11 protein-coding genes, 1 rRNA gene and 1 pseudogene are annotated in these 13,090 nt (G+C 44.6%); 7 read left to right on the plus strand and 6 right to left on the minus strand.

What is annotated here, in order from left to right:
* Nucleotides 1–110: 110 nt before the first annotated feature.
* The 5 genes and pseudogenes from QT990_RS34010 to QT990_RS34030 all read left to right on the plus strand — a co-directional run bounded on the left by QT990_RS34010 (nucleotide 111) and on the right by QT990_RS34030 (nucleotide 5,735).
* On the plus strand, nucleotides 111–1,343 hold the full coding sequence (locus QT990_RS34010; protein WP_333466321.1) for a HAMP domain-containing sensor histidine kinase: 1,233 nt from the start codon (nucleotides 111–113) through the stop codon (nucleotides 1,341–1,343).
* A gap of 195 nt (nucleotides 1,344–1,538) precedes the next feature.
* Nucleotides 1,539–2,090, plus strand: a complete 552-nt coding sequence (locus tag QT990_RS34015) for a DUF3124 domain-containing protein (RefSeq protein WP_333147514.1) — start codon at nucleotides 1,539–1,541, stop codon at nucleotides 2,088–2,090.
* Between the two features lie 251 nt (nucleotides 2,091–2,341).
* Nucleotides 2,342–2,605 (plus strand): annotated as a pseudogene (locus tag QT990_RS34020) (IS1 family transposase); the annotation flags it as partial.
* Nucleotides 2,606–2,678: 73 nt separating this feature from the next.
* Nucleotides 2,679–3,638, plus strand: a complete 960-nt coding sequence (locus QT990_RS34025; RefSeq protein WP_333147511.1) for an aldo/keto reductase — start codon at nucleotides 2,679–2,681, stop codon at nucleotides 3,636–3,638.
* A 225-nt stretch (nucleotides 3,639–3,863) separates the two neighbouring features.
* On the plus strand, nucleotides 3,864–5,735 hold the full coding sequence (locus tag QT990_RS34030) for a serine/threonine-protein kinase (RefSeq protein ID WP_333147509.1): 1,872 nt from the start codon (nucleotides 3,864–3,866) through the stop codon (nucleotides 5,733–5,735).
* A 131-nt stretch (nucleotides 5,736–5,866) separates the two neighbouring features.
* Here QT990_RS34030 and QT990_RS34035 read toward each other — a convergent pair whose 3' ends face one another.
* Nucleotides 5,867–6,508 carry a Uma2 family endonuclease gene (locus QT990_RS34035; RefSeq protein WP_333147507.1) on the minus strand — a complete coding sequence of 214 codons (642 nt, stop codon included), beginning with the start codon at nucleotides 6,506–6,508 and terminating at the stop codon, nucleotides 5,867–5,869.
* 54 nt (nucleotides 6,509–6,562) lie between these two features.
* The gene (locus tag QT990_RS34040) at nucleotides 6,563–7,069 is read right to left on the minus strand and encodes a hypothetical protein (protein ID WP_333147505.1); all 507 of its coding nucleotides are present in this window, start codon (nucleotides 7,067–7,069) and stop codon (nucleotides 6,563–6,565) included.
* Between the two features lie 585 nt (nucleotides 7,070–7,654).
* Between QT990_RS34040 and QT990_RS34045 the strand changes: the two genes are divergently transcribed.
* Entirely contained in the window at nucleotides 7,655–8,437 is a 783-nt protein-coding gene (locus tag QT990_RS34045) for an alpha/beta hydrolase (RefSeq protein WP_333147504.1), read from the plus strand.
* Nucleotides 8,438–8,627: 190 nt separating this feature from the next.
* Here QT990_RS34045 and QT990_RS34050 read toward each other — a convergent pair whose 3' ends face one another.
* From QT990_RS34050 to QT990_RS34065, 4 genes are all read right to left on the minus strand, one after another.
* Nucleotides 8,628–8,816, minus strand: a complete 189-nt coding sequence (locus QT990_RS34050) for a hypothetical protein (RefSeq protein WP_333147502.1) — start codon at nucleotides 8,814–8,816, stop codon at nucleotides 8,628–8,630.
* Between the two features lie 177 nt (nucleotides 8,817–8,993).
* Entirely contained in the window at nucleotides 8,994–9,929 is a 936-nt protein-coding gene (locus tag QT990_RS34055) for a branched-chain amino acid ABC transporter permease (protein WP_333147501.1), read from the minus strand.
* A gap of 187 nt (nucleotides 9,930–10,116) precedes the next feature.
* Entirely contained in the window at nucleotides 10,117–11,067 is a 951-nt protein-coding gene (locus QT990_RS34060; RefSeq protein WP_333147500.1) for a branched-chain amino acid ABC transporter permease, read from the minus strand.
* A gap of 168 nt (nucleotides 11,068–11,235) precedes the next feature.
* The gene (locus QT990_RS34065; RefSeq protein ID WP_333301167.1) at nucleotides 11,236–12,492 is read right to left on the minus strand and encodes an ABC transporter substrate-binding protein; all 1,257 of its coding nucleotides are present in this window, start codon (nucleotides 12,490–12,492) and stop codon (nucleotides 11,236–11,238) included.
* A 522-nt stretch (nucleotides 12,493–13,014) separates the two neighbouring features.
* Here QT990_RS34065 and QT990_RS34070 point away from each other — a divergent pair.
* Nucleotides 13,015–13,090, plus strand: a 16S ribosomal RNA gene (locus QT990_RS34070); the annotation flags it as partial.

A 13,090-nucleotide genomic window follows, 5' to 3' on the forward strand; every position in this document is an offset into this window, starting at 1 on the left:
AGGAGCCGGATGACGCGAAAGTGTCACGTCCGGTTCTGAAGACGAGTGGTTCCCGTGAGGGAATCGCTTAGTTTAACCGTCGCAATCTGGCTCGTTGGTTCACCCTCTCAATGGGAAGCATTCTCGTGCTGTTTGCTGGGGCGATTTATCAGATTGAGGTAAAAGATAAACTAGAGGCGCTCGATCGACTGCTGTATGACAAAACTAGAGTCATGGCTGCCAGCGTGCATTATGAAGTTCGCCAAAACCCGAACCAGGTCGATCTGAGTCATGTTTCCTTGTTAGGCAGTGGTTCGCATCCCCTTGCTGAAGATCTGATTTACGTGCGCTGGTATAACGCACAAGGGCGGCTAGTTCGTTTTTTTGGGAATTCTCCTCCCGATCGGTTAAATACGCCTTTTGATTATCTCACAGTTCGATCGACCGATCCACTTTTGGGAAAAGGAATCTGGCTGCGTCAGGTGACATTACCCGTTGAAGGTAGAACAGGGGTACTCGGTTATCTTCAGGTTGCAACTCCCCTGACAGAAACTCAAAACAGGCTCACTGAGCTTCAGATTGTGCTAACTCTCGCTGTCCCGCTGACACTGGGCTTAATTGCCCTCACAGGTTGGTTTCTCAGCGGGCTGGCCATGCAACCGATTCGGCAAGCCTATCAGCAGCTTCAGCGCTTTACAGCCGATGCCTCTCACGAGTTACGATCGCCCCTGTCTGCCATTCTCACTAATGCCCAGCTTGGGTTGCTCATGGCGGGTGATGATTCACGTTACCATCCTCCCTTAGAAAACATTGTAGATAGCGCAAAATCAATGGGAACGCTGGTGAATAATTTACTGCTGTTGGCTCGTCATCAGGGGCGACTTGCGCCGGAATCGCTCAGGTTAATCAATCTCAACGAGCTCCTCAGCAATTTAGCAACCCAGTTTCTCGCACTTGCAAAAGCCCAAAATATCAAACTAACCTGCGAATCACCGGAACAACGGATTGAATTATTGGCTGATCCTGATTTGCTACGGCAAGTAGTCGAAAACTTGCTTTACAACGCCTGTAAATATACTCCCGTTGGCGGAACTGTAAAGATACGTCTAGTTCTTCATTCCAATTTGGCAGTCATTCAGATCATCGATACGGGAATCGGTATTCCAGAAGCGGACTTACCCTATATTTTCGATCGCTTCTATCGAGTAGACACCGAGCGATCGCAGGATAGCGGAGGCTTTGGGCTGGGTTTAGCGATCGTCCAACAAATTGTCAAGGCACACAGCGGACAAATACAGGTGACAAGTGCAGTGGGCCTGGGCTCAACGTTCCAGGTTGAACTGCCGCTCAAACCTTATCACTAAGCCGCCTCAAACGAGAGAGAAAGTGCACTCTGTTTTAGACGTAACTGTAATGTATAGCGGTTCTCAATAAAATGAGGTACACACCGCTCGCAACTGATGCCCTATGCCCTATGCCCTATGCCCTATGCCCTATACCCGCGAGAGCACCTCATGTTACTGAGAAAGGCTATATGTGGTGTATTTGGATGAATGCCGATGAAGCTGAAACATGATTTCTGGGTTGGTTTGGCGATCGCCGCGATCGTCCTGAGCTCTTGTTGGGACCAAACTACCTCACAAAGACAACAACCCGATATAAAACGTGAAATTTCACTGAAAGCAGTCCCGTTAGATAAAACAAAAGTTGTGATGGGACAAACCGTATATGTCCCTATTTACTCACATATTTATCACTACAATAGCCAGGATCAGATCATGAATTTGTCAGCCACGCTCAGTATCCGCAATACGGATCTGACAAATTCGATTATTATTACTTCGGTGCGTTACTACGATAGTGATGGGAAATTGATTAGGCACGACATTAAGAGTCCAGTAGAACTCAAGCCCCTTGCTTCCACAGACTTTTTTATTGCAGCAGATGATACAAGTGGAGGCTCAGGTGCAAACTTTATTGTGGAGTGGGTTGCAGAAAAAACGGTTTATGAGCCTGTCATTGAAGCTGTCATGATTAGTACCTCTTCTTCTCAGGGCATTTCATTTATCAGTCCCGCTAAAATTCTCAAGCAACACAAGATGCAAAACTGATTTTACAGAATTAAATTATTGCTTTACAAGGTAGTTTGGGACGAGGGTAGAATGGATTGAGGGATTGCTAGCAAAAGGTTGTATTTTGCCAATAAAATGTCCATAGGTCAATAGAGTTCACATAAGACACTCATGGAGACAAAACCCTGTGAAAAACAGATCCTGCGTTGGCGACTCCTGCCCGAAGGGCTTATGTATCGCGCAAAGCTCTCTTCGGACAAAAAAACATTAACTGAACCGTATTGGTCTAGAGACAATGTGCTGTTTGTTATACTGATTTTTGGGAATATTATTCAGAACTGCTACCTTTTAAAAGACATCGACCTGTAGGTAAAAAATCGGGGAAAACCACTTATAGTGAAACACTTAATAATACTTTACGCCCGTGAATTTCTCGTTTGGTTGGTAAAACCTTGTCTTTCTCAAAAAAACTGTCAAACCATATTGGGGCAATTTTTAACTTTGTACCTCACTATAATTTTTGCATAAAAAAACGATATCATTACTGTGCATGACTACCCAACTTTTTTCTGTTAAGATTAGAGAGCTTGAGGGTGAATACTAAAAATATAAATGAGGACTTAGGGTATGCAAAAGCGACAATTGGGAACATCACAAATTCAGATTACCCCGATAATTATGGGGACTTGGCAAGCTGGGAAGCGGATGTGGGTGGGAATTGAGGATGCTGAAACTGTCAAAGCAATGCGCGCGGCTTTTGAGGCAGGTATTACCACCTTTGATACGGCTGAGGTTTACGGAGAAGGGCATTCGGAACAAATTATCGGTCAAGCACTTTCAGATGTGCGATGGCAAGTAGTTTATGCTAGCAAAGTTTTCGCCAACCACCTGAAACCCGATTTGTTAATCGAAGCGTGCGAGCGATCGCTAAAAAACCTCAACACCGATTATATCGACCTTTACCAAATCCACTGGCCCGCTGGCAGTTGGAATTCCGAGTTAGTGCCAATTGCAGAAACAATGGACGCCCTGAATAAGTTAAAAGAACAGGGAAAAATTCGGGCGATCGGCGTTTCCAACTTTTCCCGCGCCCAAATAGAAGAAGCCGCCCAATACGGACGCATCGACAGCTTGCAACCGCCCTATTCTCTGTTTTGGCGCTGGGTAGAAAAAGATGCTATGTCCTATTGTGTGGACAATCATATCTCCATCATTGCCTATTCATCTCTAGCTCAAGGAATATTGACAGGTAAATTCGGGCCAGAACACAAGTTTGAAGAAGGCGACCACCGCGCCAAAAATAAGCTGTTCATCAAAGAAAATTACGATCGAGTGCAAACAGCATTAAATCAACTCAGGCCAATTGCCGATCGCCACCAGATAAGCTTGGGCAACTTAGCTTTAGCTTGGTTGATTTCCCAGCCACAAACAAATGCAATTGTCGGCGCGCGCGACGGGGAACAAGCAGCCGAAAATGCTAAAGCTGCTGAGGTAAAATTGAGTGAAGAGGAATTAAAAGAAATTGACGTGATCGGGCGAACAGTCACCGATCATTTAGACGATAACCCCGTTATGTGGAATTTCTAAAACAGAACTGACGCAACTGGCATATATAGTAAGGTACCCCGGAACTCACGCCCAGATCACCATTCTCGCTTAACGGGCTAGAAGCCCGTTCCACAAAGAGTGAATTTCTTGTGGAATGGGCTTCTAGCCCCTTCCTAAAAAGCTAATGAGGTATAATATCTACTGCGCTGTGGAAATATTCAAAAAGTTAAAATCAAAAATCAAAAATCCGAAATCTAAAATCGAATGAGTTACTGTCTGAATCCTAACTGTTCCAAACCGCAAAATCCCCCCGCAGTCAAATTATGCAAACATTGCCGTTCAAAACTGCTGCTGCGCGATCGCTACCGGGCTATAAAGGCGATCGGACAAGGCGGTTTTGGTAGAACATTCCTCGCCGTTGACGAAGACAAACCCTCAAAACCTCGCTGCGTCATCAAACAATTTTTACCCCCAGAAATCCAACTCATCCCATCAGCAAGCAATCGCAACAGCAAAAAAGCAGCCGAACTTTTTGAACAAGAAGCAATGCGATTAGACGAATTGGGCAAACACCCTCAAATTCCAGAACTATTAGCCTATTCCATCCAAGACAGCAGACAATATGTAGTCCAAGAATTTATCGACGGGCAAAATTTAGCACAAATTGTAGAAACAGAAGGCACATTTACAGAAAATCAAATTCAAGAATTACTCAATAGTTTATTACCCGTCCTTCACTTCATCCATTCCCACAACGTTATTCACCGAGACATCAAACCCGGGAACATCATCCGCCGCGCCGACAAACAATTAGTTTTAGTAGACTTTGGCGCCGCAAAAATTGCCACAGGTACAGCATTACTCAAAACAGGAACCAGCATCGGCAGCCCCGAATACATCGCCCCCGAACAAGCTAGAGGCAAAGCATTTTTTACCAGCGATTTGTACAGTTTAGGCGTAACTTGTTTGTATTTGCTAACTCAAGTTTCCCCTTTTGACCTCTTCGATCCTGGTGAAGATGCCTGGATATGGCGGCAGTATTTAGCCAACAACCCGGTGAGTGAACAACTCGGGAAAATTTTAGACCAAATGATTGAAAATGCTACCAACCGCCGCTATCAAACGGCTGTTGAAGTATTAAAAGAAATTAATCCCCAAGTGGCGATCGATCTAGCAATTCCTCAAACAAATTTCAAGTTAGTTAAACCCGGAAAAACTCCCGCCCACCCCCAACAGCAAACCTATAACTGGCAATGTCTTCACACGCTAACAGGTCACAAAAATTTAATTTACTCTGTTGCTTTCAGCCCCAACGGAGAAGTTGTAGCCAGCGGCAGCGATGACAAAACAATCAAGCTGTGGCGAGTGGAAGAGGGGCAAGAAATAGTGACTCTTACAGGTCATACTAACTCAGTTTATACAGTAGCTTTCAGCCCGGACGGACAGATGCTAGCCAGCAGCAGCCACGACAAAACTGTCAAACTTTGGCGGATGAAAGACGGGCAAGAAATGCGTACTCTGAGCGGTCACATTAACTCAGTTTACGGCGCAGCTTTCAGTCCCGATGGCGAAATAATTGCTAGCAGCAGTTGGGATCAAACAATCAAGATTTGGCGAGTCAAAGACGGGCAAGAAATTCGCACGCTTGCGGGTCACATCAGCTTAGTTTATTGTGTTGCTTTTAGCCCTGATGGAGAAACTCTTGCTAGCAGCAGTTGGGACAAAACAGTCAAAATCTGGCGAGTCACAGATGGGAAGCTAATTCGCACACTTACAGGTCATACAGACTCCGTTCGCTGCATAGCTTTCAGTCCGAATGGAGAGTTTTTTGCTAGCGGCAGCCATGACAATACTATTAAAATTTGGTGGGTCAAAGATTGGCAAGAAGTTTTAACTATCACAGGACATTCTTGGTATGTTGATTCGATCGCGTTTAGTCCCGATGGCGAGATTCTGGCTAGCAGCAGCAATCAAACTATCAAGATTTGGCGAGTTAAAGACGGTCAAGAAATTTTTAATATTAGTGGTCATACTAACTCGGTTTATTCCGTTAATTTTAGCACGGAAGGAGAGTTTATGGCTAGCGGCAGCAGTGACAAAACTATTAAGATTTGGCAGAATACCATGTTTGTTTAATTACCTGCACTCAAAGTTGTTTGTAATCGTTGGGCGGGGGCAGGTTTATGATAATTGTGGGTTTTAGGCGATTATTGTTGGTGAACCTGCCCCTACAGGAATTATGGTCAATTCACCGAACACGATATGATTCAACCGTTTTCCCTTTCAATTTTTTGCCGCAACTCCCGAATGACTGTACTTGTAGGGCGATCGCGCGACATTTGCCAGCATTCCTCCACAATTTCTGATACATTAAAATTGGGAAAATAACGGCTAACTGAACTTTCTACATATCGATTGTTTTGCAAGTCGTAAATTCTGAGCTTATTTTTCTTAAACAGCCACACTTCCGGCACTTGATAAGGCAAGTAATCATCTAAATCCGTGTAGCTAGTTACGTCTACTTCGATTACTAGATCGGGCGGCGGTTCAACACCCCAAGCAATCCGATCTTTACCAATTATTGTCGCACAACTATCGATATAAAAACAATAATCTGGTTCAATTCCTCTTACCTCCGGCCAATCCATCGTAATTGGTGTAAACGCTTCATAATCTCGCCCCAAGTAATCTAGGAAAACCATTGCCACCATTGCAATAATATGAGATTGTTTTCCGTGTACTGGTAAAGGGGACATTAACAAAATCTCTCCTGGTCGATATTTGATGCGTGGAATCTGACGATCGCCCAATTGTTCTACAAGTGCTTGGTAATCCTGCCAGTTTCCGGGGAATTTTATAAGTGTTCCTGGGGGCAAATGAATTTTTTCTGGCGTGACAACTGCAAACATAAAACTTCTACCTCCTGACTGAGGATGTGTGTTTTAAACAACTAAAAGCTATTATCAATCTATCTGCTTCACCACCTCCAAGGTCAGCCCTAGCACCCCTGCAATTTGCTCATCCTTCAATCCCAACTGTCGTAATTTACCAACCATTTCAATTTTAACTTGATTCGTGCCATCCTGGTAGTCGGGAGTCTCAGACCGACTTTTATCGGGAGTAGGAGTGGGTAGTTCTGAGCAACCATTGATATAGTTAATTGTATTGCTATTACCAAAATTAGTAGTGCGATCGCCAAAATTTATATTCAGATTTAATTGCCGTTCTAGAACAGATTCCAGATTACCTTTATCAACTGGTTCATCAAAAGCATCAGATAACATATGTAAAAGCTTGTAACCTACATCCTTAGCATGACCCGCCGTACAACCGTAAGTATCTGCAATATCAGAATACTTTTGTCGCTTCAGTATTCCCTCGATAATTCCGCGCTGCAAGTCATTGAGATGTTGGCCTGTCTTCGCGCTGAGCACTTTATCTACAAATTGCAAGATATGGGCAGTGTCCATCAGTAGGGGGTCGGAGAACTATAGTTAGTATACCCGACTTTATCCGCCTTTATCCGTCTTTTTCCGCCTTGCATTGCGATTTTAGAAATGCCCGTCTTTTTCCGTCTTTTTTCGCTTTGCAGTTTTGTGCGATCGGTCTATCATGTGGAAAAGGATAAAAATCAGCTTCGCTGGAAGAAAGGAGTGTACATCTAATCCCAATCTCCAATAGCGACCGATGGTGCTTTACTAGGTTGCGAGTTGTGATCGCACTTCCAAATTATCTTATAGGTTTTGGGCGATCAGCTGTATTCGTGAACAAAATTTCATCTACCAGTTTTCAGGCTTCTAATGTCTATCGATCGGTCAGATAGGGAGGTTTTTCCGATATTATCCGATCTTTGTGACATTTGGGCAAATTTTTCTGGAAAGTTCCGACTCAATCCGACTGACAGGGCGATCGGGCTTGGGTTTTGATTGGGTTAAGGCAGAGCAGAAGGTGTTCGGACTGTTCGGAGTTAAACCGCAGATGTGCGGGATAAGCCGAGCAAGAAGAGTATTGTACTGCAACTGCGGGACAATTAATAGTTAAGTAGTAGGTAACACATGAAGTTGAGTCAAGTATTGACCGGGATCGGTGCAGTAGTATGTGCCTCAGTATGTGCCTCATTGATTGGAGCAGAGTCATTCATTAACTCAGCCACTGCTCAATCATCACGCCCATATATTGTGCTCGTCAATGGCTATGGGAACTGCTGTGCATGGGGCATTGCAGATAGGCTGCCATCAATAAACGCTGAGATCAGAAGCGTTCCCTACAGCAACTTTGATCAAGGTGGAAAAAGCGGCGATACCAGTAGTGATGCGCGATTTTTGCAGGAGGGAGCCAATTTCATTAACAACAAACTTGATAAAAGTCGTCCTCTAATTTTGATTGGGCATAGCTTTGGTGGAGATTCAGTTCTAAAGCTTCTTCCTCGCATCAATCGTCGCATTCAATTTGTTGGAGTTATTGATCCTGTTAGAACAGGAGGCTTTCGTGCTCCTCTCATAGCTCTCCCTGTTCCGAGCAATGTAGATTATTTCTTCAACAGATGGCAGGAGAATCTACCATTCCCGAATGACTTTAAAGTTAACGGGTCAATTCCATGTAATGCACGCACATGCGATCAAGATTCACAGAACATCGCTCGAAATGCAGATTTCTCCCCAGTGACAACAGAATGTCGTTGGGATGAAGTAACCTGCCCTGGATTTAAAGCTCCCACACCTTTCCGTAAAGGTAGAAAAGGAACAAAGCAGGTACGGGTTAGCCATCAAGACCTTGCAAAAGATGCTTACATCCATCGCATTCTTGAAGAACGAATCAAGAAGGCGATTGGACGCTAATAAGCAGTGCAGATCGCGAATCTTGCAGGTTGTGTGGAGCATTGTAAAACTCCACACAAGCTTTGAAACCATTTGTTTACACCTCTAAGCTATCGATCGGCGATCGCCCCTCTCTTTTTTCCCGATCGACATCGACGCTGATTAGAAGCGGATAATCTCGATCGTGCATCGCGATCTCTGAAAACAAACATCAAATTCTCGAAAGAAGAATGTTTGCAGCTTCCGTTGCGTCGTAAGGCGACCAAACCGGATACTCTGATGCAGAAAAGATAACTTGTAGTTCAGCCTTTGGGATTTGCACAGCTAGGAGTTTGAAGAGTGATAATTTGTCTGACTGGCTCAGACTGTCCACCAAAGGAATTAACTCAGCGAGAGACATAGTTTAAACTCCCAGACATACAAGAATACATTTATCATAAGCGATCTGTGAGACACGGTTTTATAGATAGGCGATCGATCAAAAGTGTGGATGCGATCGCCCCTTACTTTTTTTATGGATAGGCGATCAATAAGGAGTGGGGATGCGATCGCACCTTTCTTTACCAAAAATCTAATTTTAAACAGAAGTACGATCGCCCTTCCTCCACCTCTTCAACAACTCCGGCGTCACCAAACCTTGCGGAAAAAATATCGTCCCCAAAACAATCAGCACCCCAAAAATAATTAACCGTCCATCCCGCAGAAATTGTGCCAACCAAACCGGCAATCCCTGAATAGTCGCCATTCCCCTCAAAACCTCCGGTAAAGCAGTAAACACCATCCCACCCAAAACTGCTCCCAGAAACGTTCTGCTACCACCAATCAACACAGAAGTCAAGTAAATAATACTAGCATCAAAAGTACCTTGACGCGCGTTCCAAGTATTCAGAAAATGGGCACTAACAGCACCCACAACCCCAGCTAAAACAGCACCTAACGTAAAAGCCAAAACCTTATAAAAAGTTGGGTTAATGCCGATCGCATCCGCCGCCAACTCATCAGCCCGAATCGCCGCAAAAGCCCGCCCCACCCGAATCCGTTCCAGCCGATAGACAATCGCCATACTCACCAACAGTAAAGGTAGTACAATCCACAAATACTCGATCGGCGTCCCAAACGGTTGCGGAATCCCAAAAATCCCCACAGCCCCGCCAGTGATATCTAAATTCAGCGATAAAACCCGCAAAATTTCCACAAAAGCAATAGTTGCGATCGCCAAATAAATCCCACTCAACCGCAGCGCGGGAATTCCCACCAAAATCCCCAGCAACCCCGAAACAATCCCTGCAATTATCATCTCCAATAACAGCAGTGGCAGCGGAAATAAACCCCCTGTCTGTTGAAAAACCGTCGTAGATAAAATCGCCGCAATATACCCACCCAAAGCATAAAAACCAGGGCTAGCCAGAGACAACTGTCCAGTCATTAAAGGCAAATATAGCGACATTCCCAACATTGCACCCAGCAACATCGAGACAATCAGAAACCCATAAGTAGTAAAAAATGCAGTCATAACTTTGTTTATTTCTTAGTTCCCCTCTACTGGGACGAGAGTTTGACAATAAGCGATTTCAATATCCGAATCCTCTTACACCATTTGACTCAAACGCTTCTATTTTTCAGTCCCCCTCTCCTGGGACGAAAGTTTGACTCTTAAGCGATTTGATTTCAATCACCGAATTATCAACCGGGCAACGAACTTACACCTTCTGAATCAAGCGCCGTCCAAACAAACCCTGCGGTCTCACCAATAGCATCATAAACAATATGCCAAAAGCAACAGCATCCTTATAAGCCGAAAAATCACCAGGCACAAAAGCCTCCACCAAACCAATTATAAACCCACCCAAAACAGCCCCAGGAATACTCCCCAACCCACCCAGCACAATCACCGCTAAACCCTTCAAGCCAAAAGCAATCCCAAAATACGGCCCAGCAATACTAACACTAGAACCCACCAAACTACCCGCCAAACCAGCCAGAAAACTGCTCACAAAAAACGTCAAAACAATATATCTGTCAGTATCAATACCCAACAGACTAGAAGTAGTAGCATCTTCAGCTACCGCCTGCATTGCTTTGCCAAATTTAGTGAAATTTATTAAGTAAGTTAGAAGACTAACAATCGCAATAGCTACGCCAAAAATCACTATTTGAACAGTGCGAATAGGAATTTGTTTATCTGCCGTACCAAAGTTAATTGCAGCAGGTAAATAGCCGTAAGTATTAGCAGGAAAAGTGTAAATTTCTGCACCGACAAGATACTGGATGATATTGGCGATCGCCACCGCCGCCCCCAAACTAGAAACCACCGTTAGCAGAGGATCTGAGTTTCTGCGGCGCAAAGGCAAAAAAGCAACTCTTTCAACAATTACTCCCACCAAACCAGCCACCGTACTGCCCAAAATTAGCGCCACAGCAAAAGGAAACTGCACGGGAATTCTCGCATTAGCCAACAACCCGTTAAAACCAAAAGCACCGCCCATGAGCGCATAAGTGAAATAAGCACCCAAAGTAAACACTGCACCGTGAGCAAAATTAATAATTCCGAGAATAGAAAACACTAGGGTGTATCCCAGGGCAAAAATAGCATACACGCTGCCGATCGACAAACCATTCAAAAATTGTTGCAGAAACAGAGTTAAGTCCATCACCAGTTAAGAATTGAGCCTCACACCGAAATCATTCAACAACAAAAAACATACAATTTTTACTCTGACTTCTGACTTCCCCCCTTGGGGGGGCAGGGGAGGTGACTTCAGAGTCACACTCAATAACTCATCCGTGTATCCGTGCCAAAATCCGTCTCGTGCCTGACTTCATTTCAAAAACTCAAATTTACCGTTATTTCCATCAGCATCCATTTTTATCTGTGCCACATAAAACTCTTTCTGATTGATTTCACCTTCCGGCGTAAAAGAAATTTCCCCCAGAGGCGTATCGTACTTTCCACTCAACAACTGCTGATTCAAATTTGTACGCAATTCTGCCAAAGGCTTTTGGCTAACCTTAGATTGAGCATTAATTGCCTTTAATGACTCAACAAAAACTTGTACGCCAGTAAAAGCCTGAGCGCTAAACTGAGGCGGTTCTTTCTTAAACTGAGCGCGATAAGCATCACGAAAAGCCTTATTAATCTCATTCTGATATTCCGGGCTGTATGCTTGGGCAATTAAAACCCCCTCGCAAAGAGCCTTGCAAACCGAAAATACATTGGAAGTATTCAGACCGTTGCCCCCAATGATAACGCCTTTGTAGCCCAACTCCCGCAACTGCTTAATTAAATTGCCTCCATCTGCGGCCAACCCAGAAATAATTATCAAATCGGGCTTGACATTGATCGCATTAGTGGCTTGAGATTGGAAATCTGTATCAGTAGTCAAGAATTTTTGGACTGTTGCCAATTCCAGTCCCATATCTTTAACCGTTTTCTGAAAAGTTTCAGTCTCAGATTTGCTAAAAGCATCATTCTGAGCAAAAAACACGGCTACTTTCTTAATATTGGGATTTTGCTTCAGGGCCGCTTTAACTGCATTAGGTGCTACCACGGCGACAGGCGCGGAGACTCTGGCCACATAATCGCCAATCTGGGGAATGCCTTTAGCGGTGTTGGATGGTCCGAGTACGGGAATTTTTGCGCGATCGGCGATCGGATCGGCACTAAAAGCCTGCTGCGAGAGAGTTGGGCCCACAATACCCACCACCTTATCCTGATTGATCAGAGTATTGAAGGCATTGATCGCCCCTTGTTCATCTCCACCCGTATCTTGGAACACCAGTTTAATCGGCGTCCCATCCACACCGCCCTTATCGTTGAAATACTTCTCAGCAATTTTCGCCCCAGCCACCTGTTCCTGACCCAGCAAAGCCACATTGCTAGTTTGCGCCACCCCAACCCCAACGGGAATAGCGGTAGAGTTCCCCGCAGCCGAACTCTGTGGCGGAGTTGCCGGAGATGGCGAAGTACCTGGAGATACTGTAGTCGATGTCTGGGGAGTGTTCGTCTGAGTGCAAGCCATCAGTAGTGAAGCGCAGGTAACGAACAAGGCACTAGGGCCAGGGGCAGGTTTTTTCATGAGCGGGCGATCGAACACATATATAGATCATCTCCACTATATAGAAGACCATCTCTATAGAGAACATATATATGATGTGCAAATATTCTACCGAATCGGGCGAGAGACTCCGGCCAAAAACCGTATTTGGGGGTCAAGAAGCAGCCTCTTGCCCTAAAGAGGAGTCAGCCAGCGGAGGCCGCCGCGGTGCTTCCTAGCCCAAACCCTTGGTGTGTATAGGTTAAAAAAAAACTTTAAAATATTTTGGCAAAACGCTTGACAACTCTAGGGAGAGTTGATACATTAATAAAGCGCCAGAAGAGAAGCGGTTCACTGAACCGCGAACTAAAGGCAAAAAACTGAACCTAGAAAAAAGAATAGTTTGAAAGCTTAAAGCACTATTAACCTCGTCAAAAAAATTAAGATAGAGAGTCAAGGCGAGAGCTGAACTCAATATCGCAAACAACGAGAAAAAAGTCAAGGGAAAAAAACCAGCCTTTGTGCTGAGTGGAAAGAACTTGACGAGCCTTAAAAGAACTCAACAACACGGAGAGTTTGATCCTGGCTCAGGATGAACGCTGGCGGTCTGCTTAACACATGCAAGTCGAACGGAGTAGAA

The organism is Microcoleus sp. T3_B1 (assembly GCF_036700445.1).
In the GTDB taxonomy this organism is placed as follows: Bacteria; Cyanobacteriota; Cyanobacteriia; order Cyanobacteriales; family Microcoleaceae; genus Microcoleus.

Bases quoted from the DNA above. Each gene is read 5' to 3' on its own strand.
- QT990_RS34010 (WP_333466321.1), top strand. From the start codon at position 111: ATGGGAAGCATTCTCGTGCTGTTTGCTGGGGCGATTTATCAGATTGAG.
- QT990_RS34015 (WP_333147514.1), top strand. From the start codon at position 1,539: ATGAAGCTGAAACATGATTTCTGGGTTGGTTTGGCGATCGCCGCGATC.
- QT990_RS34025 (WP_333147511.1), top strand. From the start codon at position 2,679: ATGCAAAAGCGACAATTGGGAACATCACAAATTCAGATTACCCCGATA.
- QT990_RS34030 (WP_333147509.1), top strand. From the start codon at position 3,864: ATGAGTTACTGTCTGAATCCTAACTGTTCCAAACCGCAAAATCCCCCC.
- QT990_RS34035 (WP_333147507.1), bottom strand. From the start codon at position 6,508: ATGTTTGCAGTTGTCACGCCAGAAAAAATTCATTTGCCCCCAGGAACA.
- QT990_RS34040 (WP_333147505.1), bottom strand. From the start codon at position 7,069: ATGGACACTGCCCATATCTTGCAATTTGTAGATAAAGTGCTCAGCGCG.
- QT990_RS34045 (WP_333147504.1), top strand. From the start codon at position 7,655: ATGAAGTTGAGTCAAGTATTGACCGGGATCGGTGCAGTAGTATGTGCC.
- QT990_RS34050 (WP_333147502.1), bottom strand. From the start codon at position 8,816: ATGTCTCTCGCTGAGTTAATTCCTTTGGTGGACAGTCTGAGCCAGTCA.
- QT990_RS34055 (WP_333147501.1), bottom strand. From the start codon at position 9,929: ATGACTGCATTTTTTACTACTTATGGGTTTCTGATTGTCTCGATGTTG.
- QT990_RS34060 (WP_333147500.1), bottom strand. From the start codon at position 11,067: ATGGACTTAACTCTGTTTCTGCAACAATTTTTGAATGGTTTGTCGATC.
- QT990_RS34065 (WP_333301167.1), bottom strand. From the start codon at position 12,492: ATGAAAAAACCTGCCCCTGGCCCTAGTGCCTTGTTCGTTACCTGCGCT.